This is a genomic window from uncultured Chitinophaga sp. (genome assembly GCF_902168175.1).
GTDB lineage: Bacteria > Bacteroidota > Bacteroidia > Chitinophagales > Chitinophagaceae > Chitinophaga.
The window spans coordinates 75913-100912 of the sequence record NZ_CABHOU010000046.1 but is presented as its reverse complement, the minus strand read 5'-3'; the positions used below and the strand labels follow the sequence as shown (position 1 = coordinate 100912).

Genomic DNA, 25000 nt, shown 5'->3' with positions numbered 1-25000 from the left:
TGCCGTATTTTAACTGCCAAAACTTGATAATTAGGTGCGGGTAGGGTAATAACCGGTAAGGATCAGGTAAATTAATGCCAGCTATTTCCTGCTCATCAGAATATATTCGTACCAGTTAAGATCAACCAAACTGGCAACTATTCCAACATACCAAGAACGGGACCTCCTGCAACGGGTTTCCCATGGCGACGAGGCGGCATTTCGCATACTATACGGGCAATACCGCGATAAAGTATTTACGATTGCCTGTAAAATGCTGCATTCGCACGCTGAAGCCAAAGATGCGCTGCAGGACGTGTTCCTGAAGGTATGGACGAGCCGCGAAAAACTGGCGGACGTTGCGTACTTCTCTTCTTATCTTAATACGATCACCCGCAATCACCTCTTAAACCTGGTCCGCAAAAAAGTGAACGATGCGGTAATGTGTGAAGAGGTAGCCCGCCGCGAACAGCAACCGGCCGATCTGCACGATACCATTATGTTCCGCGAACTGCGCACCACCATCCACGGTGCGATGTCGCAACTGCCTCCTCAACAAAAGAAAGTGTTCGAGTTAAGCCGCATCGACGGTATGCCGCTCGACGAAATAGCGGACCAGCTTCAGATTTCACGCGAAACGGCGAAGAAACACCTGGCCCGTGCTAACCACCAGCTGCGTATTTTACTACGCGCCAACGCCAGTGCCCTCATCCTCCTGGGCATGATCTCAGAAATTCTTTAAAATTATTTTAGGAACGAGTACCCCTTTTTTCTCACTCGCGTGTCTGATACTATACACGGCTAATTTTTACCATGAAGGAACGATTAGATTTTCTTTTTAAACGCTACCAGGATAACGCCTGTTCGCCCGACGAACTGGCGGAATTAAGCCGTTTATTAAATGAACCTGGTAACGAAGCCCGCTTCCAGCGCCTCATTGGTGACGAAATGGAGGCGGAACAGCCGGTGTACAGCCTGGATGAGGAAGAAGCGACGGAGGTATTTAACCAGGTGATCAGTCAGGCACCACCACAATTATCCGTAGTTAAAAACCGTGCACCATATAAATGGTGGATGGCCGCCGCCTGCATCGCCCTGCTATTGGGCGTTGCCGTAATGCTGCCACGTAGAACGCCTGCCCCTGCGGTGGCCGCCGAAGTGAAAGTTAATGATGCCCCGGCAGGTAAGAATGGCGCGGTACTAACGCTGGCGAATGGCCAGGCCATTGTGCTGGACAGCGCCGGTAATGGTCAGTTGGCGGTGCAGGGTAGTAGTAAACTGGTGATGAATAACGGGCAACTGGCTTACCAGGCTGAATCATTAGTACCTGCTGCTTTAGCCTACAACACGATTACCACGCCGAGGGGCCGCAAGTTCAATATCATCCTGTCGGATGGCACGATCGTATGGCTCAATGCCGCATCGTCACTGCGTTACCCGGCTACGTTCACGGGCGGCGAAAGGCATGTGGAAATTACTGGCGAGGTGTATTTCGAAGTAGCCGCGGCTTACGACCATCAGCAAAAGAAACAACCATTTATTGTACATATAAATAGTAAATCAACCGTAGAAGTGCTGGGCACTCATTTTAATATTAATGCTTATACCGACGAGTCACAAATTAAAACCACGTTACTGGAAGGAGCGGTGCGTATCAACAACGACGTAACCCTCAAACCTGGTCAGCAGGCAGTTATGCAACCCGATGCCAGTGACATCCGTGTAGTGAACAATGCCAATACGGCCCAGGCAGTGGCCTGGAAGGATGGCATCTTTTACTTCGGCGGCAGAACGGGCATTGCGGAAGTATTAAGGCAGTTGTCGAGGTGGTACGATGTGGATGTAGTATATGAAAAAGGAGTGCCGGACCTCGTATTCACAGGTAAAATGCAGCGGAGCCTCAGTCTTAGCCAGGCGTTAAAAGGTTTGGGAGAGATGGGCCTGCATTTCAGAATTGAAGGCGATAAACTGTATGTAAGTCCTTAAAACAAGCATATGACGGGCCGACCGTAAAAGAAAACCGCCCCGGGTGCGATCCGTGACGGTTAGAATTTGGCCGGCCTTTAATATACCAGGTGTACTGTTATTTATTTGATCAACCAAAAATTGCTACGAAAGTATGAAAATTAATGCTTTTTGTAAAGGGCACCCTACGCCCCGTCTACTGACGCAAACGCTACGTTGTATGAAGCTTATCGCTATTGCCATGCTCGTTTTCTGTTTGCACGTGAGTGCAACCACTAAATCGCAAACGATTACCATTAAATTGCAGCAGCAGCCGATGGAAAAGGCTTTCTCTGAAATAGAGAGGCAAACCGGCTACCTGATGATGTACAATCCGGACCTCCTGGCCAAAACGCCACCGGTAACCATTGCTGCTACCAAAATGCCGCTGGAAGCCTTTCTCGGCAAAATACTGGAGGAGAATGCGCTGACGTATTCCATCGAAAATAAAACCATTTTTATACGCCGTAACACCACGGCGCCCAAAGCTGTACAACCTGCTGTGGAAGCGGTGGTGCGGGTGCCTATCACTGGTAAAGTGGTAGATACCCTGGGCCAGCCGGTACCGGGTGTAACCGTGGCTGTAAAAGGCGGTAAAGCGGGTACGGCCACTAACGGCGAAGGCCGGTTTACGATCGAAGCCAATAGCGGTGATATCCTGATCTTTTCTGCTATTAGTTTTCTTCCCCAGGAAGCGCCGGCCGCAGCGGGTATGACCGTTGTAATGCTGGTAGACAATAAGAACCTGGGCGAAGTGGTAGTGGTAGCTTATGGTAAACAAAAGAAGGTGAGTGTGACGGGTGCTATCGCTACGGTAGGTACCAAAGAGCTTACCCAAAGCCCTGTAGCCAACCTGAGTAATGCACTGGCAGGCCGCCTGCCGGGTTTGATCACGCTGCAAAACAGTGGTGAACCGGGTTACGATGGTTCTAACCTCTGGATCCGTGGTATGGCCACCTTTACCGGTAGCCAGGCGCCGCTGATCCTTGTAGATGGGGTAGAACGTTCGTTCGGCAGCATCGACGCAAACGAGGTGGAAAATATCTCTATCCTGAAAGATGCTTCTTCTACCGCGGTATTCGGTGTAAGGGGCGCGAACGGTGTGGTACTGGTGACTACACGTCGCGGTACTTCGGGTAAACCAAGGATCACGTTCACTGCCCAAACAGGTTTGCAGTCGCCAACGCGCCTGCCGGAATACCTGGACAGCTACGATGCATTAAGCATGTACCGTGTGGGACTGATCAACGATAACCAGAACTACTCGCAGTATACAGACGAGTACCTGAATAAATTCCGCGACCGTAGCATGCCTGCGTACGAGTACCTGTACCCGAACGTAAACTGGCTCGATGAAATGCTGAAGCCTAATTCATCGATGTCGCAGGGTAACCTGAACGTGAGTGGTGGTAACCAGTCGGTACGTTACTTCGTATCCATGTCGTACCTGAAACAAAACGGTCTGTATAACTTCGAGAATGAGATCAATGCTTACGATATACAGGCGACTACGAACCGTTACAACTTCCGTTCTAACATCGACCTTAACATTACCCGCGATCTGAGCATGGAGCTGAACCTCGGCGAGATCGTGCGCGATAATAACTATCCTCCCACCAGCGCCAGCGAGCTGTTTGCCGGTATGCAGTCTATTTCTCCATGGCTTTATCCCATGAAGAACCCTGATGGCAGCATCAGTGCATTGCCTGCTAAAGCCTGGAACCCTTATGGTCGTTTGACTGCAGGCGGTTACCAGCGTAACTTCGAGAATACTTTGCAGGCTACTGCGGGTTTCAAACTCGAAATGCCCTGGATCACAAAAGGCCTGAGCGGCCGTGCGCGCCTGTCGTTCGACTCTTACGGTTACCGTAACGTACGCAGAACAATGGTGTACCCTACTTTCCAGTATGCACTTGGTAACGACCAGGAAACGGATCTTACTAAAGGAACTTATATTAAAGTAGGTGATGGTAACAATACCCTCAGCTACGATGTAAGCGCCAACAGTAACCGTCGTACCCTGCTCGAAACGTACCTGAACTATGCCCGTACTTTCGGTAAACACGATATCACCGGTATGTTACTGTACACGCAGCAAAGCTTCTTTGATGCAGTGGGCAGCGGTAATGCGATCGGTGGCCTTCCTTTTAAATACAATGGTTACATCGGCCGTTTCACTTATGCTTACAACGGTAAGTACTTCTCTGAATTTAACTTCGGTTACAATGGTTCTGAGAACTTCCCTGAAGGTAAACGTTACGACTTCTTCCCGTCTGTGTCACTGGCATGGGTGCTGAGCGAAGAAGACTTTATGAAAAACCAGGTAAGCTTTATGAATCTCCTGAAACTGCGTGCTTCAGGTGGTTTGGTGGGTAACGATAAAATTGGTGGCCGCCGCTTCCTGTACCAGAGCACCTGGACACTCGGCGCTACCGGTTACCAGTTTGGCCGTAACCGCGATGGTGTTTGGTATGGTGGTGCAACGGAAGATGCGAACGGTAACCCCGACGTAACCTGGGAACGGGCACAGAAATACAACGTAGGTTTAGACCTCGGGCTGTTCAATGATAACATCACTTTCACCGGTGATGCGTTTTACGAGCGCAGGAGCAACATCCTGGCCACTCCGGGTACTTTGCCTTCCTTACTTGGTGTTGTAAACCTGCCACTGGTAAACCTTGGCGAGGTAGAGAACAAAGGTTTCGAGGTGGAACTGCAGCACAAAAAGAACTTCAAGAATTTCAACTATTTCATTAAAGGTAACTTCTCCTTCGCCCGCAACAAGATCATCTCTATGGATGAACCTACACTGCAGGGCCGTGCTTACGCTATGCGTACCGGCAGAAGTGTGAACGAGCAGTACTCTTTCATCGCGAAAGGTTTGTTCCAGAGCCAGGACGATATCAATAAAAGTCCTGACCAAAGCGCCTTTGGTATGATCCAGCCGGGTGATATCAAATACGTGGACATGAACAATGATGGTAAGATCGATGAACTGGACCGCGCTTACACCGGTAAACCTTCTATCCCCGAAAAGATCCTGGGTCTTTCTGTAGGTTTTGGTTACAAAGGGTTTGATGTGGGTATCCTGTTCCAGGGTGCACTGGGTGGTAACGTTTGGCTGACCGGCCCGGCTATCTGGCCTTTCAGCGGCGATGGTGGCATCCTGTCTGACATCAAAGGTAACTACTGGACACCAGAAAATACTAATGCTAAATATCCAAGGATTTCTTACGCAAACAATGCTAACAACAACCAGGTGTCTACCTTCTGGTTACGCAGCACTAACTACCTGCGTCTGAAGAATGCGGAGATAGGTTACAATGTACCACAGGCATGGATAAAGAGAGCGCATCTGAGTAATGTACGCATGTTCGTAAATGGCATCAACCTCCTTACCTGGGACCACCTGAAAATCTTCGACCCTGAAATGCCGAACGATTCTCGTAACTATCCGCAGCAGCGAGTGTTTAACGGTGGTATTACCGTGGGACTGTAATGTGAACATTTAAAAAGTTTAGACATGAAATTCAGCATAAAGAGGATTAAATATTATACCATTGCCCTGGCTTTTACGGCTGCCGGCTTTTCATCCTGTAAAAAATTCCTGGACGTAGTTCCCAATGAACTGGTGACCGACAAACAGATCTGGGGAAACATCAACAACGCTAACGCAGCGCTGGGGCACCTTTACAGTCAGTTACCCAATACTATTGGAGCTGATGGTAATACCCTGAATGAAACCACTGCCGCTACGGACGAGTGTTTTCACCACTGGGGCGCAGGTTATTGGCCGCTGAAATACAACACCGGTGCCTGGAACTCTGCCGACAACCCATTCGGCGAATGGAGCCTGCAATATCAGAACATTCGTAAAGCGAACCTGTTCCTGGAAAACATCGATAAGGTGCCCATCCCGACCGACCAGGTGTCTTACTACGCGGTGAAAGTGCCACACTACAAGGCAGAAGCGCGTTTCATGAGAGCGTTGTTTCACTTCCAGTTGTTCAAAATGTACGGTGCTGTTCCTATCGTAAAATCATCGATACAAATTACGGACAGGGAAACGACTATGTCGCCGCGTAACTCAGTAGATGAAGTAGTGGATTTTATCGTATCTGAATGTGAAGCGATTGCACCAGAGCTGTTACCACACCATCCCGATGCCGACCTTGGTCGTGTAAACAGGGGAGCAGCACTGGCTTTGGCAGCACGTACGTTGTTATACGCCGCCAGCCCGCTGTTTAACGGTAACACCATGTACGCCGACGTGGTAAATAAAGACGGCAAACAACTGTTCAATCAACAGTACAGCAAAGAGAAATGGAGACTTGCAGCCGATGCAGCGAAGAAAGTAATGGACCTCGATTTCACGATCGACCGTGCGATCGGTAATGATCCTATCAACAGCTATGCACGCCTGTTCTACACCCGCAACTGGACAGAGATCATCATGCCAAGGATGGTACCTAACACCAAGAACCTCGACCTGGAACTGTTTCCTTTCGGCGGCCCATGGGGCGGCTGGGGTAAATACAGTCCTTTCCAGGAGTTGATAGATGCTTACGAAACCAATACCGGTTACCCGATCGATTACCCAGGTTCTGGCTACAATCCTGAAGGTTTCTGGAGCGAGTGGTTTTGGGCCGGTGCAGGTGCTACAGAATGGGTTTGGCTCGATAACATCTCCAACCGTTTCAAGAACCGCGATCCGCGCTTCTACGCTACGATCACTTTCCAGGGCAGCAAGTTTAACGCTACCCGTACCAACAATACACCGATCAGGCTGGCCTGGTGGGGCGGTAACAACGGCTGGTCGCAAGCCTGGCCTAAAAGCTCCGGTACCTTTACCGTTAGCGGTTACAACGTACGCAAATGGTGCGATCCTAAAGTTGATCCTACCAACTGGTGGACTTCTCCCGACGCACAGCGTAACGATCCGCTGTTCCGTGTAACTGAGTTCTACCTGGCTTACGCCGAAGCGTTGAACGAATATAATGAAGGTCCTACCCAGGAAGCTTACAACGCCATCAACGCCGTTCGCCGCCGTGTAGACATGCCCGGTCTGCCCATCATTCCTGAAGACATTACCCAGGCAGGTTTCCGCAAGAGAGTGCAGAACGAGAAAAGGATCGAGTTTGCTTTCGAAGGCCACCGTTTCTGGGATGTGAGAAGATGGATGATCGCTAAAACCGTTGATAACGGTATTATGCACGGTCTCAATGCCCGTCCGACCACAGCAGAACTACAGTCTACAGGCCTCGACATCAATAGCGAAGCCGCTGGTCTGGCTGTATTCTACAAATCAGCACCTATTCAAACCCGCGTATTCCTGGACAGGCATTACCTGATGCCGATCCCGCAGCGCGAGATAGATGTAAACAACCTAATGGTACAGAATCATGGCTGGTAATATAGGATACGCCGTCATCTTTAGCTGCCTGTTATGTGGTTGCGGAAAGGATAAGAAAGATACGGTACCCGAGCCCGAACCAGAGGTAGTAATACCATTGGTACCACCCGGCGAATCGAAACACTTCGGCCTTACCAATTATTATGAAAAGTTCCGCGCATTAAAGGTGGGGGCAGATAGTATTCCCATTGTAAGTGCGAAAACAGTAAGTGACGAGGCATTGAAAAGGGCGGGGGATGTGTGCGCCGTACTGGTAGGCACATTACCTAACAGCTCACTACCAGAATTAAGAAGACAGCGTGTATACCTGGCCGTATTCGGCAATGCGCAATACCCCGATGTATTGCCCGGCTGGCCCCGGGGACTCGACGCTACAAGATATGGGGGAGGCTTCGGGCCTTCCCCCACTTACAGGGCCTGCGGCGTACATGAAGGCGATATCATGCGCAACAGTTTCGACCGTTACAAAACGGAGAACATCGTAGTACACGAATTTGGCCACGCCATCAAAAACATGGCACTGGAAGTGATGGACGCATCTTTTAAGAAGAAAATACAGGACCTGTACGATAAGGCCAAAGCAGCAGGCAGGTGGGTGAATACCTACGCCGGCTCCAACCCCGACGAGTACTGGGCCGAATGTATACAGAGCTACTTTAACGTAAATGCACCCGGCCCGGCCGGTGGCGATGGCATCCACAACGATATATGGAACCGCGAAAAACTCGCGGTCTACGATGCTGAGATGTATGGTTTATTAGATGCCATCTATGGCGGCGCCACATTGCCGCCAGGGGAGTGGTAGGTTGTTAGATTGAAAGGATACCCATGACTGCGGCCCGGTGGCTGTTATGGCTGCCGGGGTGCACGTGGGTATTAGATTCGTTTGTTCCCGCTGGTTTGGTATGAGCGGCAAGAAAACCGTTCAAAAAGTTTATACCTTGTGCCAAAACCAACCAACCAGCTATGCCAGGAAAATATTTCCTTTCCCTCTGCATGGCCATACTATTGAGTTTGAGCGCCCTGGGCCAGCAAAACCCGGCTACGCCAACGGTAAAGTATGCCATCCAGAAATCTTACAAAGCCTGTATCAGGGCTTTTGGCTTCGATACTACGCGCCAGCAGCAAACTTCGTCCCCGTTCAGCGGGGTAGTAGTAAGTGCCGATGGCTACATCTTAACAGTGGCGCACGCCGTTGTTCCCGAACGTACTTATAAGATCACCTTTCCTGATGGTACCGAAACCATCGCTGTAGGTCTTGGCCGCATTGGCTGGCCCGACTCTGCCAATGTACCCGACGTGGCGATCATGAAAATCGTGCGCAGCGGCAACTGGCCCTTTGCAGAAATGGGCTGGTCAGAAAACGTGAAAGAAGGCGATCCCGTAATTGGTATGTCGTACCCTGAAACAATGACCGTACTGTTTCCAACCGTGCGTTACGGCGTCGTGACCGGTATGGACGGTTACGGCCGGTTTATGGGCACCACGTCCGCCATGGAACCCGGCGACTCAGGCGGGCCGATCTTCGATATTTACGGTCGTGTAATAGGATTGAACAGCCGTTGCAACATCGTTGAAAATGATAACAAAGAAGTGCGCATCAGCTTCTATCATCAATACTGGTCTGCACTCAGAAAAGCCGTTGATTACCCCGGCTGGCCGGAACAAAGCGATAAATACATTGCGCCGGAACGAGGCATAGTACCGGAAGTGAAGTTGCCTGAAATCAAAGGCACAGCCTGCGTGGCGATCAGTAATGGTACACAGGCGGCTGCATTCGGCACGATCATCGATGCCACGCTGGTGCCATTTAAAGCAAAAGGTACATACATCATCAGCAAAAGCTCCGAGGTAAATGAAGAACCGCTGGTAACGATCGGGAAAGACAAACCAGTGAAAGCACAGGTGCTGGCCCGCGATAAAGCCCGCGACCTTGTGCTGCTGTTCATCAAAAAGAAAACCTTACCCGGCCTCGGCACGGATATAGCCGCTGCACCAGAAACGGGTACATTCCTTGGTTCCATCATGGCCGATGGTAAAACCAAACCCGCCATCACAAGCTGCACACCGTTCGACCTTACGCTGAAATACAGTGCCGGTTACCTGGGCGCACCCGCCTTCTTCCGCAACAATGCCGTTACGCTTCGTCCGCCGCATACCAACAGTCCGGCCGAAAAGGCAGGCCTCAAAGAAGGCGACCGTATCATGAAAGTAAACGAAGCGCCGCAACTAAAAGCCGCCGACTACGGCGCCGAGTTAATGCGTTACTTCCCCGGCGATACCGTAACCCTGTTCGTACAACGTAACGACAGCAGCTCCACCCAACGTGTAGTCCTCGGCCCATGGCCGGAAAGGCGCTCCGACCACCCGGCCGATAACTTCGCAGGGGGTAAAAGCTCACGGAGAGATGGTTTCAGTAACGTATTTCTGCACGACGGCCGTGTAAAAGCAAACGAGTGCGGCAGCCCGGTGTTTGACGCTAACAATAAGTTCTGTGGCGTTAATATAGCACGGTTTAGCCGTACGATTACCGTGGTGTTACCAGCTACGGAAGTGTTAGCGTGGATGAAAAGTTTGCAGGGTTCCTGATCAAAAATATTTAGTAAGATACCCTGCCTGTTGCATAACAGGCAGGGTATCTTGTTTATAGTAGTAGTAAAGCCCCTTGCAATTTCATCAAATTCATCGTAAATTGATGAAAACCTGCAATACCCTTTATGGAGTCCCCAACTACCGCTGGCGACGTACTAACGTCCCATTCCCATGCAACAGTTTGTAAAAACTGCGGCGCAAATCTCGATGGCAAGTTTTGTCAACAATGCGGGCAAAAGGCCGATATTCATCGCATTACACTTCCACACCTGCTGCACGAGTTCTTTCATGTACTTACCCATGCCGATAAGGGCATCCTGTTCCTGGCGAAGGAAATGGTGTATAAACCCGGCGTGGTGGCAGCAGAGTATATTGCCGGGCAGCGGAAGAAGTATTTCAATCCGCTCAGCTTCCTCGTGATCATATCAGCTATATTTGCGCTGGTAGCACTTAACAGCGGTTATTTCGAAGCCATGAGCGCCGGACCTTCGCGAACTTCTTATGGTAAAATGCCGCCAATCTATGCACAGTACATGAAAGAGAGCATGTACATCGTAGTGCATCATGGTAAAATGATCAGCATCATCCTGATCGTGCCGATACTGACATTTTTGTCGTGGTTGTTCTTTAAAAAGAAGGGATATAACTTTGCGGAGAACCTCGTGTTGCAGGCGTTGATCGTAGGGCAGATACACCTGTCGATGATTTTATTGTTCATACCGGCCTACCTGTTGTTTGGCGCGGCCAGGCTGAACAACAATGTGTTTCAGGCGACTTTTTTTGTATACATGATAGTTGCTTACCGGCAATTCTTTAAAAACAGCATACTCGTAACGGTGCTCAAAACCGCGTGTATTCAGTTCCTGTTCATTGTTTCCTTCTGGTTGCTGATTGTATTGTTCCTCCTGGTGAAGCACTTGTTCGTATAAAAAAAGGCTGCTCCGATTACGAAGCAGCCCTTCTCTGTAAAAAGCTAATTTATTTCTTCTGCTGAGCAAGATAAGTTACCAGCGCTGCCAGTTCCTCGTATGATAACGAGTTGGCCAGGCCGGCAGGCATCATCGACGTTTTCATTTCTTTACGGCTCAGGATGTCGGAGGTTTTAACGGTGTATACATTACCGCCAATATCTCTCATCACCACTTTAGCGGCTGTTTCTTCCGTAATAAAGCCCATGTAAGTCTTATTACCTTTAGCCGTAACAGTTACGGTCGAAAAGCCCTGTGAAATCGAAGCATTAGGTTTCAGGATCGATTCGGCGATCTGTTCACGGTTCATGATAGAGCCTATCTGACCCATAAACGGACCTTTCATTTTCTCTCCTTTGTTGATGCTGTGGCAGGCGATACAACCCTGCGCGCTGAACAGCAGTTTACCTTTAGCAGGATCACCTTTGATCTGGTTAACGGCGATCAATACATCTTCGATAGATGATTTACCTACCTGTCCTTTTTTATTCTTGATCTTTTCGAGGTCCACCTTAGGTTCGGCTTTAGCAACCGGCTCCTTCACTTTTGCAGGCGCAAAAGCAGCAATGTCCATGCGGTGGCGGGCGTCGAGGTCGGTGTAGTATTGTTTGCGGGCAGGGCCACCTTTGAGTGCTTCCTTCTTCAGGAATTTCTCGATGGCGGCAGAGCCTTCCCAGGTTACGGCTTTGTAGTAAGGGCCGTGTGAGTCGGGCCTTGTACCCCACCACCATGAGGCATCATACGCTGCTTCTTTTTTATAAAGGCGTGCCAGTGTAGTGCTGATCTGGTTTTTAACCTTCAGTGTTTTAGCCAGCGGATAAGCGGCTATGAGGCCGTTTACTGCTTTTGTATCGTGCATGTAACGCAGCGCCCAGAGGGCGAGGGTGCCATTAGGTGTGTTGATGGCGGCTACGGCCGAATCGGTAGCGTGCAGGTTCACCAGTGCCTGAACGGCAAGGTGAGGCAGTACGATAGGGGAGTTGGGCGTGGCGTGAGGGCCTTCAACATCTTTAGCGGGTGCGGTAAAGGATGCAGGCACTTTTATTTTCAACAGTTCTCCTGCCACCTCTGCACGGCCTAAACGCCCTAAGCCGATAATAGCAGCAGCGCGAACGCGGGTAGAAGAATCTCTCAGCGCATCCAGGAAAGGTTGTGTTGAAACATTGGCGACGAAACCTTTACGGTCGGCCAGTGTACGTAATGCGTATTCCCTGATGCTTTCGTCTTTAGTAAGGGCAGTCAATGCTTCGATGCCATCGGCGCCTGCAGCCTGTGCGTAGGTATAGATGCCTGCGATACGGGCGTACAGTGGCTGGGTAGCGTCGGAAGCGAGGTTCAGTGCGGCATCTATGCCTTGTTTATCGTTACGGGCGATCAGTTCCTGCGAAGCGCTTAAACGAGCAACGGCACTGGCTGATTTAAGCAACGTTATCAATTCTTCAACAGATGCTTTTGTAACATCCGGGAAGGCTTTGTAAGTCCAGTCGTTAGGCACGGCACGAATTACATAACCTTTGCTCGCACTGCCCGAATAGCCTGCGCCATCCCATGCAGAAAGGAACAATCTGCCAGATCCGTCTACATCCAGGTCGGTGATTTGCGGGAGGTTGATGAACTCTTCTTCTTTCTGTTTGAAAGTAGGACCATCGGTAGTTACCCGGTGGATGTACAGCATGCTGCGACCCCAGTCGGCCATCATCGGTACGTTATTGTACTTCTCAGGCCAGTTAGGTTCTGCCATAAACAGCGCACCTGTTCCAGAGCCACCGCCTACGTCAACAAGCGCTGGCATAATTTCGTCGGTGAAGTGCTGGAACAGTACAGGGTATCCGTATTCGGCCGACTGCATATGGTGCGAGAACCTTACGTTCCAGCCACCGCCGTCGTTGGTGTTTTCCCTTGTAAATATGTTCATGTACGGGTCAATGGCCACGTCGTAAACGTTACGGGTGCCGTGGGTAAACACTTCAAACTCGGTACCATCGGGGCGTACCCTGGCAATACCGCCACCCAGCATGGTCAGTTTTTTGCCCGAACGGTCGGTAGCATCATGGAAACCAAAGTCGCCTACTGCGATATAGATCCAGCCGTCAATACCCATCCTGATGCCGTTAGTGGCATGGTCGGTGCCGCGTTCCTGGATGTATTTAGTGTTGCTGAGGTGTTCTACCAGTGGCATTGGCTCGCCGTCTGCTTTACCGTCGCCGTCTTTATCTTCAAAAACTACCAGGGCCATACCGGTAGCTTTGCCTGTTTCTTTAGAGAAGGTGGTGTGTAAAACGTAAACTTTAGTGCCCTGTACAATGATACCGCGCGGATTATCCACCATGGCGAACTCGATATGTTCGTCCATTTTGCCGTCGTTATCCTTGTCTACCAGCTTCAGTATCCGGCCTTTACCCGGATCTTTCCCCAGGGAGCCGATCATGTCGACCCCTACAAACACCTCACCGTTAGGCGTTACCGCAAGGCAGGCAGGGCTGGGTGTAACATCCGGACCGGAGAATCTGGTGATGGTTAGTTCAGGCGGGTTTGCGGCGGCGTTCTTTGCATCCTCGAAAAATGATTTTACCCCAACAATTGCTGCAACAGCATAAAGAAGGGCAAGCGATAATTTAGTCATTAATATTCGATGTTAGTTTAATATGATTTACAGAGGTGGTTATTAAAAAGCGGCTTAAGATAGAAAAGTTCAGCTTCTGCCGGGAGATTTTTTTGATTAGCGGCAGGAGAGAGTTCCCCTGCTCGTGTACGCGTAGGCGTAAAGCAGTGACTTTAAATGATAACTGTTTGAGGCTGCTGCGCTTTTATCGCTGTTGAATATCCTGTTATATTGGGGTAAGATAAAGGAATGGATATTTGATGCTTACCGTTAATTTCATAACATCAAATATTTTGCAAGGCTTAGTTTATGTGAGCGCGTTTTAAACCACTATCCAAATCGAAAATTTAGTCGAGCAAACTGTAAGCTCTGTTCCGATTTCTTCCAAATTGTTGTCTTTCGCACTTGAGACCCGGGTGTGCTGTTTTGTTATTTTCTAAGAAAGACTTCCAACGAAAAAAAGTGAAACTTTTCGACGCCTGAAAGCGCCGGCTGTAGCCTTATGGCTGTATTAAACCTTCGCGCCCGCAGCGTGCAGCTACGCTATTGTCTTTTCGATTCTTCATTATAAACACTTATCGTTATGAACAGAGCTAAAACTCTACTCCTTTTGTTATGTACAGCCTTTTGTGCTTCCCGTGCGGATGCGCAAACAAACGTGGCGCCACAGGCAACGTCATCAACGTCTTATGTGTCGGCATGGGAAACAATTGCCGCCCTTAACGACGGCTTTGCCCCGGCTAACTCCAACGACAAATCGCATGGCGCTTACGGCAACTGGAACAATCCCAACTCGCTGCAATGGGTGCAGTACGATTGGGCGCAAACCTATACTGTTACCTCTTTGCAGGTGTATTGGTTTGATGATGCAGGCGGTGTATTAACGCCCACCACTGCCTACGCCGAATACTGGAACGGTTCGGCTTGGGTAAACATCGGTAATGTACCGCTGGTAAAAAACGCATTTAATACATTGTCGGTAGCGTCCATCAACATGAGCCGCCTGCGTGTAACCATGCGTAATACTACACAGTCCACCGGTTTGCTGGAATGGCGTGTATTCGGTACCGCAGTGGGTGGTAATGGCGCACCTTACACCTGGCCGGCCTACTCGCCCAACATCAGCTACAACTTTAAAACGGAGTTCCCAAGCCTGCCAACTCCTACGAACGTACTGAACGACTGTCCGCAGGTAGTAGGCACGCAATCGTCCAACTGGTGGACGTTCCGCTGGGGTCCGACCAAGAACTCGCTGGTAACCACAGCAGCCATCACCCCTATGCTGGCGCGTTTGAACACCGACTTTGCCTACTTCCGCGATACTATGGGCTGGCCTCCGGATTTACGTGCGAAAAATGGTTACCGCAGTGCCGTATACCTGTACGGTTCAGGCCTTTGTACCGATAATGCTTCCAATACCGCACTGGGCGGATGGCAGAGCGCTATCTACTACAATAACGTAAACTGGCCAATGGTGCTGGCTTCTTATTACCCAGTTTACAGCTTCGATCCTGCCTGTACTTTCTCCGATAAGGTAGCACAGCAGGGCGCTATGACGCACGAAGGTATTCACTCAGTGCTGGCCGACTTACCCGGTGTTAAACAGGCGGCCTGGTTCCACGAAGGGGGTAACGTATGGTTGCAGCAAACAGCGGATGCCAGAAGAACGGGCAACTACAGCTCCATGGGCTTCCTGAATGGTACAGACCTTATCGCTCCATTTATGCCGATCGAGTGTTATACCGGCTGGTTGCAGGATGGTAGTTTCGGCGGCCCATCTGCCGAAGGCGTAAATATGTTTGTTGGTGGTCAGCAGATCTGTACCTGGCGTACCTACTTAGGCGGCCACCAATACAGCAGTACATTCCCAACTGTGCTGGCACTCATCCTGGGCGATGGTTCTATTCCATGGATATGGAGAAATGCTGCAGGCAGGGTACTGGAAGGTGTTGCTTCCGGTATCGGTGCTGCACAAACACGCCGCATGATCACCCAGTACCGGGCTAAAATGGCGCTGGTAGACGTAGGCCCCTGGAAAAACGCCTGTCTCGCCCAACTGGACGCACACTTTGGCCAGTCCATTGGTGCAGAATGGCAGCCTTCCTGGATGAACCCTGCTCCATGGATCGCTACGCCTTACGCTAAAACAACTAATAGCAACGGCACACTTACACCTGATACCACTACCTTACCCGGCTGGTCTGGTTCCAACCAGATCCCGCTGAACGTAACCGGTAGCGTAGTAACCGTAAACTTCCAGCCAATTGGTGCTAATATGACCTGTCAACTGGTATACCGCACTACTACTGGTGTTCCGGTGTACAGCACCCCTGTAAGCTCAGGTAACTGTACGCTTAACCTCACCGCTGCTCCGGCTAACGGTGTGGTAATAGCAGTTATCACCAATACAGATTATATCTACAATGGCGAAGCTACCCGTAAGGCTAAATTCGATTACCGCCTGCAGCTTGTTACAGGCGCTACCAGTGCGGCCAGCGTAAATACCAAATGGTACAACTCTGCCACCCTGGCTGCCCGTACAGCATCTGCACCTGAAAACACCGCATCAGTGGGTGTTAACTGGGCTGAATATTGCCAGCACGACTACCACACTACCCGTAAGGTAGCCGAGGTGAATGAGATCATCAACCCTAACAAATTCCTGGTGTACCCTAACCCTGTGGCACAACATAACAAGGTAACACTGGAGTTCATTAATGAATCGAAGGAAGCGACCAGCATCAGCGTATTTACACTGGGCGGCGCCAAGGTGTTCGAAACCAAAGCTACGGGCACCAACTATGTGATCGATCCTAAATATTTTAATAAAGGACTGTATCTTATCAAGATCAGAAATTCGAGAACCGACCAGACACAAAAACTGGTTGTTCAGTAGGATTTTAACAATAAGGGGATTGCCGTACAGAAGGCAATCCCCTTAATTATGTATAAACCTGTCATGTTAACACTTATTTTCGAAATGCTAATTTATGCACATGATCGGGTAAATATGTGAAAGAAATATAACCCTGTACCATGTAGTTTTACAGATGGATAAAAGCATGCTGTCCTTCCCTGCGATCACTACCTTTCATGAAACGAAGGCACAATGCTTCGTGCCGGGTCGGAAGGATTTCCAAACGAAGGTAGTTCCTTCGGTTCCAGTTAAAGTATACGCCTTTTGGATTGCGGCTGTAAAGTAACAGTTGTAAAGTGTTGATGAGATGAAAGATTTTTATTTTAGAATTTGGTTGATAACCCAAGGCTCTCTTCAGGGCCCTGGCTTCTTTAAAAAGACAAATCATTTTCGGAATAAAAAAAGCCACCCGGTAACAGGTGGCTTTTTACGTTTAGTCGTTATGTCCTTCGCTGCTTTCAAAACCCAGTAGCGCCAGCCTTACCGGCCTTGCAGATACTTTGTGTTTGGTAACGTCGGAGAAGTTAGCCAGGTTCACCTGGTGTACCTCGCCGGTAGCAGGGATAGCAATGTAAGCATATCTTGCAGTGGCTTCCAGCACAGGTTTGTAAGTGTCGGCAGTTGCTACGGCTGCAATAGCTGCACCTTCTTTCACCAAAGCACCGGTGGCCAGGTTATAGATGCGCAGTTTGCCATCGAGGCTAAGTAACAACAGGTTTTTACCTGCATAGTCAACCTTACACTGGAACGCATCGGCACCGGTGTAAATGGGGGTGATAGTGTTGGTGGTCAGGTTAATGAGATAAGCACCTTTGGCGGCAGAATAACCGATGAATTTATTCGCTGCGCTTGCATAATAAATACTACCCAAACGTGCTGCGCCAAAACCATCGGGGTTAGGAATGAAGCGCTGCTCGCCAGATTGTGTTACTACGAGTGCGCCACCGCTGGCACCTGTAGCATCTTTGAATGCACCAAATACCGCGTTCTGTCCGTCGCTCGCGTTACCGTGGATGTTACCTGTTTCAAGCGTTGATGCGAAAGCGGTGGCGCCATCTTTTTTAATTACCAGCACACGGGTTGGCGATGCGCCGCTAACGGCTGTAGAGGTGATGGCGTAAGTGCCATTCGCGAACTGCGCCATTGCACCGTGGTGTGGCAATAGCCCTGCATTAACTGTCTTGAATTTAGCGCCGGCAGTGTTAAAGTCGGCCTCTTCGCCTACACTTAAAGTGCCATCGCCATCATTAAATATCAAAGACTCCGTGCCTTTGCTTTTGAAGTGTGTTGGCTTTAATCCTGCTGCAGTAATCGCGGCCCATTTAGGCGCATGCACTACATCTACGTGGTCGTCGTGCGAGGTTAGGCCGGCATCGAAAACTTCTGCGAGGTTATTGCTGCCGTACAATACAGCGGCATAACGGCCGGAAGCGGTAGCGTACAGGTTAGCCAGCGGGAACTTCGCGTCGAACGAAGTAATGGTGCCGCTGTTAGGCTCTAACTGCGTAAGTTTGGCGCTTGTTTCGTCGCTTACCAGCACCCTTACGAATTTGTATTCTTTTCCATCATCTTCATGATGATCGTGATCATGGTCGTCTTTTTTACAGGCGGAGAAGGTGGCGGCAGCCAGCAGTATGGCGCCGAATTGTTTCATGTTGCTTTTGTTAAACATAGTTTTAATTGGGTTTTATGATCAGATGATTTTTATGCTAAGTCCTTTAATGGTTTGCCAGCCGGCTTTATCGGTTAGCCTTACCAGGAAGTGGTAGTCGCCCGGGTCAATGTCGGCAGGTACGGTTATTTCTATTTCCGGCGAATAGGCTTTTTGTCCGTCGGGAACAGGGTAGTTGCGAATGAATACGAAGGGCGTTACGGGCGTTTTTACCGGTGCTTCTTCGCAACTGTTTACTTCTGTGCTATGTGTGTGGTGGTCAAAGTTGTGGTGGATGTCGATGCTTAGCGAGCCCAGTTGCACGTTGTCGCGCAGTTGTGCGCGGTACACGAATGTTTCGCCGCGTTTGACCACGCTGCATTGTTTCGGGAAGGCATCGGCAGCCGTGATGTCGATTTCCGGGTAGGTGGTATCGGCATCTTTGTCACTTTTTGAGCATGCGTTGAGCAGGACAACTGCGAAAAGCAGTGCCGGTAAGGTTCGTTTCATATGTTGCTTTGTTATTTTTCCAGTATCGTAAAGGGTTCTTTTATTTCAAGTAAACTGCCATTCTGATCTTTCACACGGAAGTAAAAGTCGAAGCTGCCGGTGGGCGCATCAGTCGGTATGTAAAAGTGTTTGTGTACGTTGGTATTCCTCAGTCCTTTGTATTCGGCCCATCCCTGCACCAGTTGCCAGTTGCCACTGTGTTGCACGATCTGTATCCATACACTGTCTATCTTGTCTGCGGCCTTTACATCGGCGTTAAAATGAAAGTCTTTTCCAACGTAACCTTTCTTCTCGTTAGCTGTCCCGATCTCGATATTGGCTGCAGTGGGTTTAGCCGGCGTGGTATCTTCCTTTTTACAGCCCACCCAGATAGCGGCGCTTAGTACAATGGCGATTAGTCTTTTCATATGTTAGCGTTGTTGATTTGAGAATGGAATTTTAACGGAGAGTACAATGTTGCGGCCTGCCTCGGGCAGCTCTAACAGGCGATAGAAACTGGTATGCTCCATGTAACGTGTGTTTAAAACATTCTGCACCTGTAAACTTAATACCAGCGGTTGTTTTCTTATGTTGATGGGTGTGCCTGCCTGCAGGTGTAAAAGTCTGTACCCGGGCGTTTTCTTTTCCGGTGGTACAATGCGGTTTTGCGCAGCCGTGATGCGGTAGTCCAGCGATATATAGCTTTGTGGCAAAGCAGCTGGTGAATAAGATAAGTTGATAAGCACCGAAGGGGGCGGGGAGAACGGGAGTGTGTAACCTTCTTTGTCGCCGGATACCTGTTGTGAATAAAGGTATTCGCCCAACACTTCGGTGCTGAGTGATGGAAGTATGTTGTATTTCATTTGTAACTCCGTACCATAACGCACCACACGACTTTGTTCATACTCAAATACCTGGTTGCCCGCCCCATAATAGTAGTCATGTACGGAGGTGGGATTTAAATAGATGTAATTCGGAAAGTAATTATAAAACGGCGTAAATGTAATGCTCCAATTCTCATCTTCCCAACCCACGCTGGCGTCCACCTGGTACGACTCTTCCGGTGATAGCGATGCATTGCCCCGCTCGTAACTGAAGTAATGATAGTTCACCCCGTTGGCAGCCAGCTCCTTCGCAATCGGCATCCTGAAGCTCTTGCCCACATTGCCTTTCAACGAAAGTCGCTCCAGGTTGTAGTTCACCCCGGCCGACCATACAACGCTGTTGAAACTGCGCCGCATCTTATCTGCCCTTACCAGTTTTTCATCGTTGGAATAAAACCAGTCTGTGTACTGCTGCATCTGCATCTCCCCATAATCATACCTGATGGCCCCATGAAGGATCACTTTACTGTTCAGCCTGAACTTATCGTACACAAAGGCCCCTGCATTATGTTGCACAAACGCCGGCACCAAAAAGCCCCATCCGCCTATCTTATTCTCCTGCCTTTCCCCGCTAACGCCTGCCATCAGTGTATGTTGGCCAATGGTGATGTTGTCGCGCAGGTTAAATGAATACACCTGTTTATCGAACGCCCGCTCCAGCGAAGGATCGATGTTCATTGTATCGGGATATAATGCAGGCATGTAACCGTGCGGTACGTACTGACTATATTCCTGCCGGTGATTATATTGGTACCCGAGTTCCATTTCAAGTTGATGCTGTTGTAACTGGTAGCTGCTGCGGTTTATTACCTTAAAGTGATTTACTTCCTGGTACGGTAGCAGTATGTCGCGGCGCGAGGCGTCGTGCATGGCGGCGTCTACCTTCCTGGGTTCAAGGCCGTGTGCATTGGCGAAGAAGCCGCTTTTGCTGTACACATTACTGATGTGAAAAGTGGAACGGAATTTATCGCCAATGTATCCTGTATTGAAATGAAGCGATGTTTCGTTGCCTGCGGTATTGCGAAGCTGCTGTTTATGTAAGCCTGCCGCATAATCATAAACGAACACGGTATCGGCAGGTACTTTATAGTCCGCGTAATCCTGGTAGGTGATGCGCCCATCCGCCCACCAATGTTCCCCGCGACCATAAAGGTTAAGCGAACCACCGTACAGCATGTTGTTCGTCTTTCCCGTAATATCAACCGCGCCGCCAAAGCTATGTGGTGCTGGTGGAGGCACTGGCTTAACGTTAATAGCCCCGGCAATGGCGTCGGACCCGTAAGCAAAGGAGGCTGCGCCTTTTAGTAGCTCGACCTCCCCCGCTGCAAACTGGTCCAGCTCCAGACCATGGTCTGCACCCCATTGCTGGCCTTCGTGTTTAATACCTTTATCCAGTACTACCACGCGATTGAAACCGAGTCCGCGCACCAACGGTTTCGACTGGCCAGAGCCAATACCAATGGTTTTGATGCCTGGCACCCGTTCCAGTGTTTTCATTAAACTACCGCCCAGGTGGCGCCTGATAAACTGACTGTTCACGGTTTGCACCTGCAGTATGGCTTCCTGCTTTTCTATCTGTGCCCGGTTATCTTTAATTGTTACCCCTCCGAGGTGCAGCGTATCCTTCTGCTGCGCAGCAACAGTACCCCACAGCATTACGCTGAGGCATAAAACGAAACGTTTGGTCATTACCAGTTCAATGGCGCTTCAAGGCGCCTGTAGCGACGATCAGGGCATGGTTACCCCATCGTCCTGTGTTTAAATAAATGGAAACTAAAAAGATGGACGCGGTACTGCATGGGCATGCAGCCTGGTGGCCAATGGCCATATCATCCGCTTAGGAGAGGGCGGGCGGACCTTTATTACTAAAGCCCTGTAAGGTGAATTTGTAAATCCTCGCGTACGTTCTGCCGTTCTGCTGCACGGGTTCGGGTAAGGGAACGTCGAGTACCGGAGGATGGGCGTAAAAAAGTTCTTTACCTGCCTGTTGTGTATAATGATCGCAAACGAAGCAATCATCTACATTATTCATCACATCATCACCGGGACACTGTTCTGTAACATCAACCTGGTGATGAAAGTGGCTGGCCTGGATAACGGTGCCGGAAAACAACAATACCAGCAGCAGCAGAGAGCCTGCGCGCCTGAATATGGTATGTATAGTTTCCGCTCTTTTCATAATTGAAGCAAAGTTGCATTATTTATCTTAAACTTAAAAGGGAAATTTTACGCAGCGGTGAAATATTCTGGAAGAGGACGTTTCTATCCCGGACCTCACCCGGAAGCAATGATCACTGAACAGATCATGCAATAAAGTACCACTCACCATGCATTCGGCACGCTTTCAACACGGCTTTAACATGAGCTCAAATTAGAGTCAGATTAGGAAAACATTAGAATAATATTAGAATAGCATTAGGAAAACATTAGAAAAGCGAAGCATGAACAACGCAGTAGTAAAACACTTGTAAAGCATTTGCACAGTATTTGGTGTATACTCAGGGTAAAGTGATCGGGGACTAATGTTAAATTAACAGTTGGAAGAATGATGTATTGATTGAGGGGGTAAATGTGCAGTCTTTCCTCATTCAGAAAAAAATGTTAATATTATCGCTGTTCTTGATTATGTTTCTATCCTGTATTAGATTGGGCTGAAATGAGCGAATTCCGGGTGTTAAAGAAGTTGATTATCTGCATATTACTGGTTTCACTGGGCCAGGCTGCCGTGGCGCAGCTTAGGGTACAGGGCACTGTTTACGACCGCAGCCAGCGCTTCGGGATGGAAGGGGTGAGCGTGATCAGCACCTCTGGTGCCGGCGCTGCCACCGACTCTAATGGGCACTATGTGATCAAGGTGGGACTAGGCGACTCGATCAGCTTTTCTTACCAGGGCAAGGCTACGGTTAAATTTGCCGTGAAAGAGCTGCCCCGGAACCGCAATTTTGATATGAGCCTGCACGTAGATGTTAAGACCTTGCCACAGGTAGACATCGTTAGTAAACGGACGGGTTACAAAGAAGATTCCGCTAATTTCCGCAATGAATACCGTAAAATATTCGATTATTCCCCGCAGTTCCTGTCCAGCGCCAGTGGCCCCAATGGAGTGGGCGTTGATCTCGGGCTGCTTTTCAGCATCCGCAAGATGAAACGGATGGAAGCGTTCCGGCGGTTCCTGGAACGGGAGGAGCAGGACCGGTACGTGGGATATCGCTTTAACAGGGCTTTGGTTGAGAAAATCACCGGTTTGCAATCCCCTGCGCTCGATACCTTTATGGTACGTTTCCGGCCCAGCTACGATCTGTTATTAAGTTTTGAGAGCGAGTACGACTACCTGAAATACATCCAGGACTGCGGTAACATGTTCTCTGAAATCTGGATCAAACAGCACTCCATCAGGCTCTAGAGGCCGTACTTCTTAAATATTTTCAATACTGCCGGTTTAATCTTCTGCACCATCCTGTCGAAACCCAGGTCGTTGGGGTGGGTGCCATCTGTAGTGCCCTCATGATCGCTGCCCAGCAGGCCATCGGCGGTAATCATGTACAGGTCTTTATCTGTTTTTTGGAGGGCACTGATCTCTTTTAGGAAGTTGCCGTTCTGTTGCCTGATCTTTTCGGCAATGTCGAGGTCGAAGTTGCTGTTCTCGCGGACGATGCTCTGGACCGCAATAATTGGTTTGCCGGGGTGTTTAGCCCTGATGGCCTTTACAAGATAAGCAGTACGCTCTGTTACCTGCTCCGGCGTACAGTTAGGCACGCAGTCCAGGATAAAGGCATCCATGGGCAGGGGGGCGATCATATCGGCCACAGAACGCTCCATTTTTGCATTGCCGCTCACACCGAAATTGATGAAGTTGTAGCCTGTTTGCCGGCAAAGCATGGCGGGATAAGCCATACCGGGCCTGCTGGCAGAGGCTCCGTGTACAATGCTGGAACCGTATATCAGGATGTTCTTCTTAAAAGGATTAGGCCTCGCCTGCAAACTGGCGCCTTTACGCACACCGATGGACAATTCCTTTGTTTCGTCGTAGACAGGCAGGTACACCAGGCATTCTTTGACGCTGCTGTCCATATTATTGACGAGGGTAAACTCGGTGCAGGTATCGGCTTCGGGGCGACCAACGCCGGCAAATACCCATTGGTTGCCGCGTTTGATGTAGATATCGAGGCCTTCGTAAGCGATGGCTGTCATATTATTATAGTGCGGGCTCTTTTTAGTGCACCACTTTGCCGAAATAGCAGTACTGTTAGTGCTAAAACTAATGGCCAGGCCGGATGAATGCGTGAGCAGTTTTTTAACGGCAGGCGGTATATCCGCATAAAGTAAAGTATCTACCCGGTGATAAACAGCCGGGGTAGAAGTAAAGGCTTTACCGATCAGTGTAAGTTTTTGTGCATCCGTATATTCAAATGAAGGTTGCTTTTGCGCGAAGCCGGTAGCAGAACTGATTAATAACGTGGTGCAAAGAAGGAGTCTGGATAACATTGTTTTATGATTGTAGCTCAAACCTAATCGAAAAATTCCGCTCCTGCAATGCCCCTCATTTAGTTAACAGAAATGACACAATATCGACAGCCCAGCTCCGTTATAGTACAGTTCATACCTTTTTTCCTTGGCGGTACCACGACTTTGTACTAAGTTTGCATCGTTGATATGTACCCCAAGTACTTTTCCCTTTAACTGTCCCACTCTTAGTGTTTCCTTGTTGAGACTAAAATAATACTGAACATGTACCAGTTGCTTTATGCAAAGGGCTTCGTGCTTTTGGCAGCCCTGTTTGCAGGTAAAAACGCGGAAACCGTTGAACAGCGGATCATTGGCCGTTGGGCTTTTGTATCTATTACGTCGAGTAAACCCATGGTATGGACACCTGGAACGGCGCCTTCCAAAGATGGAACGGCCTTAATGCAGGAATGCGAAAAGGATGACTTTGTACAATTTAAGCCAGGTGGCGTTTACGAAGAAAATGAAGGAGAAACGCGCTGCGATGATAGTGACTCGCCTGTTTATACCAGCACCTGGTCGCTGGAGGGGAGTGATATGATGATCGATGGTAAGCAATACCAGGTGGTAGCCATCACCGATACCGAAATGAAAGTAGCGCAAACCGTGGAGGCTGGCCGTAAAAATACGGTGACGGTAACGGTAACCATGAAACGTAAATAGTTATTTCCCGGACACTGCATGTTGGTGATCTGACTGCAGCGACTTAATACCCGTCATATCATAAATAGGGCAGAGGCCTTTTAATCCTGTTTGAAACAACACGGGAGCGGCTATTAGTAACAGGATATCGGTAAGGCGGAATACGGGATGATTGAGCAGGAAGAAGCCGGCGGCCATGGCCAGTATAATGCGTATGGTGCGGTCTGTTTTGCTGAGGTTGTTATTCATATTCCCGGTAGTTTAGTAATGTGAAGATAGGATAGGGAACCCCTGCAGGGAATGATGGCCATCAGTCGGAAAACTGATTGTGGGTTCCGGCAAATCTTGTGTTTGAT

The 25000-nt window shown here is 49.4% G+C and carries 18 protein-coding genes; 10 read left to right on the top strand and 8 right to left on the bottom strand.

What is annotated here, in order from left to right; genetic code table 11:
• Positions 1 to 70 precede the first annotated feature (70 nt).
• From QZT80_RS09855 to QZT80_RS09825, 7 genes are all read left to right on the top strand, one after another.
• On the top strand, positions 71 to 721 hold the full coding sequence (locus tag QZT80_RS09855; protein WP_367112862.1) for an RNA polymerase sigma factor: 651 nt from the start codon (positions 71 to 73) through the stop codon (positions 719 to 721).
• A 71-nt stretch (positions 722 to 792) separates the two neighbouring features.
• The gene (locus tag QZT80_RS09850; RefSeq protein ID WP_295121219.1) at positions 793 to 1965 is read left to right on the top strand and encodes a FecR family protein; all 1173 of its coding nucleotides are present in this window, start codon (positions 793 to 795) and stop codon (positions 1963 to 1965) included.
• Between the two features lie 199 nt (positions 1966 to 2164).
• On the top strand, positions 2165 to 5482 hold the full coding sequence (locus QZT80_RS09845; RefSeq protein WP_295121217.1) for a TonB-dependent receptor: 3318 nt from the start codon (positions 2165 to 2167) through the stop codon (positions 5480 to 5482).
• A 24-nt stretch (positions 5483 to 5506) separates the two neighbouring features.
• Positions 5507 to 7396 (top strand): RagB/SusD family nutrient uptake outer membrane protein, encoded by a 1890-nt coding sequence (locus QZT80_RS09840; protein ID WP_295121214.1) that lies wholly within the window; start codon positions 5507 to 5509, stop codon positions 7394 to 7396.
• Entirely contained in the window at positions 7386 to 8201 is an 816-nt protein-coding gene (locus QZT80_RS09835; RefSeq protein WP_295121211.1) for a hypothetical protein, read from the top strand. The genes QZT80_RS09840 and QZT80_RS09835 overlap by 11 nt, the downstream gene beginning before the upstream one ends.
• A 161-nt stretch (positions 8202 to 8362) precedes the next feature.
• Positions 8363 to 9985 carry a trypsin-like peptidase domain-containing protein gene (locus QZT80_RS09830; RefSeq protein ID WP_295121209.1) on the top strand — a complete coding sequence of 541 codons (1623 nt, stop codon included), beginning with the start codon at positions 8363 to 8365 and terminating at the stop codon, positions 9983 to 9985.
• Between the two features lie 128 nt (positions 9986 to 10113).
• Positions 10114 to 10917: a DUF3667 domain-containing protein gene (locus QZT80_RS09825; RefSeq protein WP_295121207.1), complete on the top strand. Its 804-nt coding sequence runs from the start codon at positions 10114 to 10116 to the stop codon at positions 10915 to 10917.
• A 49-nt stretch (positions 10918 to 10966) separates the two neighbouring features.
• On the opposite strand, the gene QZT80_RS09820 is transcribed toward QZT80_RS09825, so the two are convergent.
• Positions 10967 to 13579 carry a c-type cytochrome gene (locus tag QZT80_RS09820; RefSeq protein WP_295121205.1) on the bottom strand — a complete coding sequence of 871 codons (2613 nt, stop codon included), beginning with the start codon at positions 13577 to 13579 and terminating at the stop codon, positions 10967 to 10969.
• Between the two features lie 562 nt (positions 13580 to 14141).
• Here QZT80_RS09820 and QZT80_RS09815 point away from each other — a divergent pair.
• On the top strand, positions 14142 to 16454 hold the full coding sequence (locus tag QZT80_RS09815; RefSeq protein WP_295121203.1) for a T9SS type A sorting domain-containing protein: 2313 nt from the start codon (positions 14142 to 14144) through the stop codon (positions 16452 to 16454).
• 454 nt (positions 16455 to 16908) lie between these two features.
• Here QZT80_RS09815 and QZT80_RS09810 read toward each other — a convergent pair whose 3' ends face one another.
• From QZT80_RS09810 to QZT80_RS09790, 5 genes are all read right to left on the bottom strand, one after another.
• On the bottom strand, positions 16909 to 18129 hold the full coding sequence (locus QZT80_RS09810) for a hypothetical protein (RefSeq protein ID WP_295121201.1): 1221 nt from the start codon (positions 18127 to 18129) through the stop codon (positions 16909 to 16911).
• Between the two features lie 39 nt (positions 18130 to 18168).
• On the bottom strand, positions 18169 to 18636 hold the full coding sequence (locus QZT80_RS09805) for a DUF4625 domain-containing protein (RefSeq protein WP_295121199.1): 468 nt from the start codon (positions 18634 to 18636) through the stop codon (positions 18169 to 18171).
• Between the two features lie 11 nt (positions 18637 to 18647).
• Positions 18648 to 19043: a DUF4625 domain-containing protein gene (locus QZT80_RS09800; RefSeq protein WP_295121196.1), complete on the bottom strand. Its 396-nt coding sequence runs from the start codon at positions 19041 to 19043 to the stop codon at positions 18648 to 18650.
• A gap of 3 nt (positions 19044 to 19046) precedes the next feature.
• Positions 19047 to 21188, bottom strand: coding sequence for a TonB-dependent receptor (locus QZT80_RS09795; protein ID WP_295121195.1), 2142 nt, complete (start codon positions 21186 to 21188; stop codon positions 19047 to 19049).
• A gap of 148 nt (positions 21189 to 21336) precedes the next feature.
• On the bottom strand, positions 21337 to 21678 hold the full coding sequence (locus QZT80_RS09790; RefSeq protein WP_295121192.1) for a hypothetical protein: 342 nt from the start codon (positions 21676 to 21678) through the stop codon (positions 21337 to 21339).
• Positions 21679 to 22155: 477 nt separating this feature from the next.
• On the opposite strand from QZT80_RS09790, the gene QZT80_RS09785 reads away from it, so the two are divergent.
• Positions 22156 to 22902, top strand: coding sequence for a hypothetical protein (locus QZT80_RS09785; protein WP_295121190.1), 747 nt, complete (start codon positions 22156 to 22158; stop codon positions 22900 to 22902).
• Here the strand turns inward: QZT80_RS09785 and QZT80_RS09780 are convergent.
• Complete coding sequence (locus QZT80_RS09780; RefSeq protein WP_295121187.1) at positions 22899 to 23984, bottom strand: SGNH/GDSL hydrolase family protein; 1086 nt, start codon at positions 23982 to 23984, stop codon at positions 22899 to 22901. The genes QZT80_RS09785 and QZT80_RS09780 overlap by 4 nt on opposite strands.
• Before the next feature lie 243 nt (positions 23985 to 24227).
• On the opposite strand from QZT80_RS09780, the gene QZT80_RS09775 reads away from it, so the two are divergent.
• A complete protein-coding gene (locus QZT80_RS09775) occupies positions 24228 to 24665 on the top strand; it encodes a lipocalin family protein (RefSeq protein WP_295121186.1) in 438 nt (145 codons plus the stop codon).
• Here QZT80_RS09775 and QZT80_RS09770 read toward each other — a convergent pair whose 3' ends face one another.
• Complete coding sequence (locus tag QZT80_RS09770; RefSeq protein ID WP_295121184.1) at positions 24666 to 24893, bottom strand: DUF2892 domain-containing protein; 228 nt, start codon at positions 24891 to 24893, stop codon at positions 24666 to 24668. It lies immediately after the preceding gene.
• Positions 24894 to 25000: the final 107 nt, after the last annotated feature.

What these genes read in the sequence shown, in the direction of transcription:
- QZT80_RS09850 (WP_295121219.1), top strand. Translation starts at nt 793, where the DNA reads ATGAAGGAACGATTAGATTTTCTTTTTAAACGCTACCAGGATAACGCC.
- QZT80_RS09845 (WP_295121217.1), top strand. Translation starts at nt 2,165, where the DNA reads ATGAAGCTTATCGCTATTGCCATGCTCGTTTTCTGTTTGCACGTGAGT.
- QZT80_RS09840 (WP_295121214.1), top strand. Translation starts at nt 5,507, where the DNA reads ATGAAATTCAGCATAAAGAGGATTAAATATTATACCATTGCCCTGGCT.
- QZT80_RS09835 (WP_295121211.1), top strand. Translation starts at nt 7,386, where the DNA reads ATGGCTGGTAATATAGGATACGCCGTCATCTTTAGCTGCCTGTTATGT.
- QZT80_RS09830 (WP_295121209.1), top strand. Translation starts at nt 8,363, where the DNA reads ATGCCAGGAAAATATTTCCTTTCCCTCTGCATGGCCATACTATTGAGT.
- QZT80_RS09825 (WP_295121207.1), top strand. Translation starts at nt 10,114, where the DNA reads ATGGAGTCCCCAACTACCGCTGGCGACGTACTAACGTCCCATTCCCAT.
- QZT80_RS09820 (WP_295121205.1), bottom strand. Translation starts at nt 13,579, where the DNA reads ATGACTAAATTATCGCTTGCCCTTCTTTATGCTGTTGCAGCAATTGTT.
- QZT80_RS09815 (WP_295121203.1), top strand. Translation starts at nt 14,142, where the DNA reads ATGAACAGAGCTAAAACTCTACTCCTTTTGTTATGTACAGCCTTTTGT.
- QZT80_RS09810 (WP_295121201.1), bottom strand. Translation starts at nt 18,129, where the DNA reads ATGAAACAATTCGGCGCCATACTGCTGGCTGCCGCCACCTTCTCCGCC.
- QZT80_RS09805 (WP_295121199.1), bottom strand. Translation starts at nt 18,636, where the DNA reads ATGAAACGAACCTTACCGGCACTGCTTTTCGCAGTTGTCCTGCTCAAC.
- QZT80_RS09800 (WP_295121196.1), bottom strand. Translation starts at nt 19,043, where the DNA reads ATGAAAAGACTAATCGCCATTGTACTAAGCGCCGCTATCTGGGTGGGC.
- QZT80_RS09795 (WP_295121195.1), bottom strand. Translation starts at nt 21,188, where the DNA reads ATGACCAAACGTTTCGTTTTATGCCTCAGCGTAATGCTGTGGGGTACT.
- QZT80_RS09790 (WP_295121192.1), bottom strand. Translation starts at nt 21,678, where the DNA reads ATGAAAAGAGCGGAAACTATACATACCATATTCAGGCGCGCAGGCTCT.
- QZT80_RS09785 (WP_295121190.1), top strand. Translation starts at nt 22,156, where the DNA reads ATGAGCGAATTCCGGGTGTTAAAGAAGTTGATTATCTGCATATTACTG.
- QZT80_RS09780 (WP_295121187.1), bottom strand. Translation starts at nt 23,984, where the DNA reads ATGTTATCCAGACTCCTTCTTTGCACCACGTTATTAATCAGTTCTGCT.
- QZT80_RS09775 (WP_295121186.1), top strand. Translation starts at nt 24,228, where the DNA reads ATGTACCAGTTGCTTTATGCAAAGGGCTTCGTGCTTTTGGCAGCCCTG.
- QZT80_RS09770 (WP_295121184.1), bottom strand. Translation starts at nt 24,893, where the DNA reads ATGAATAACAACCTCAGCAAAACAGACCGCACCATACGCATTATACTG.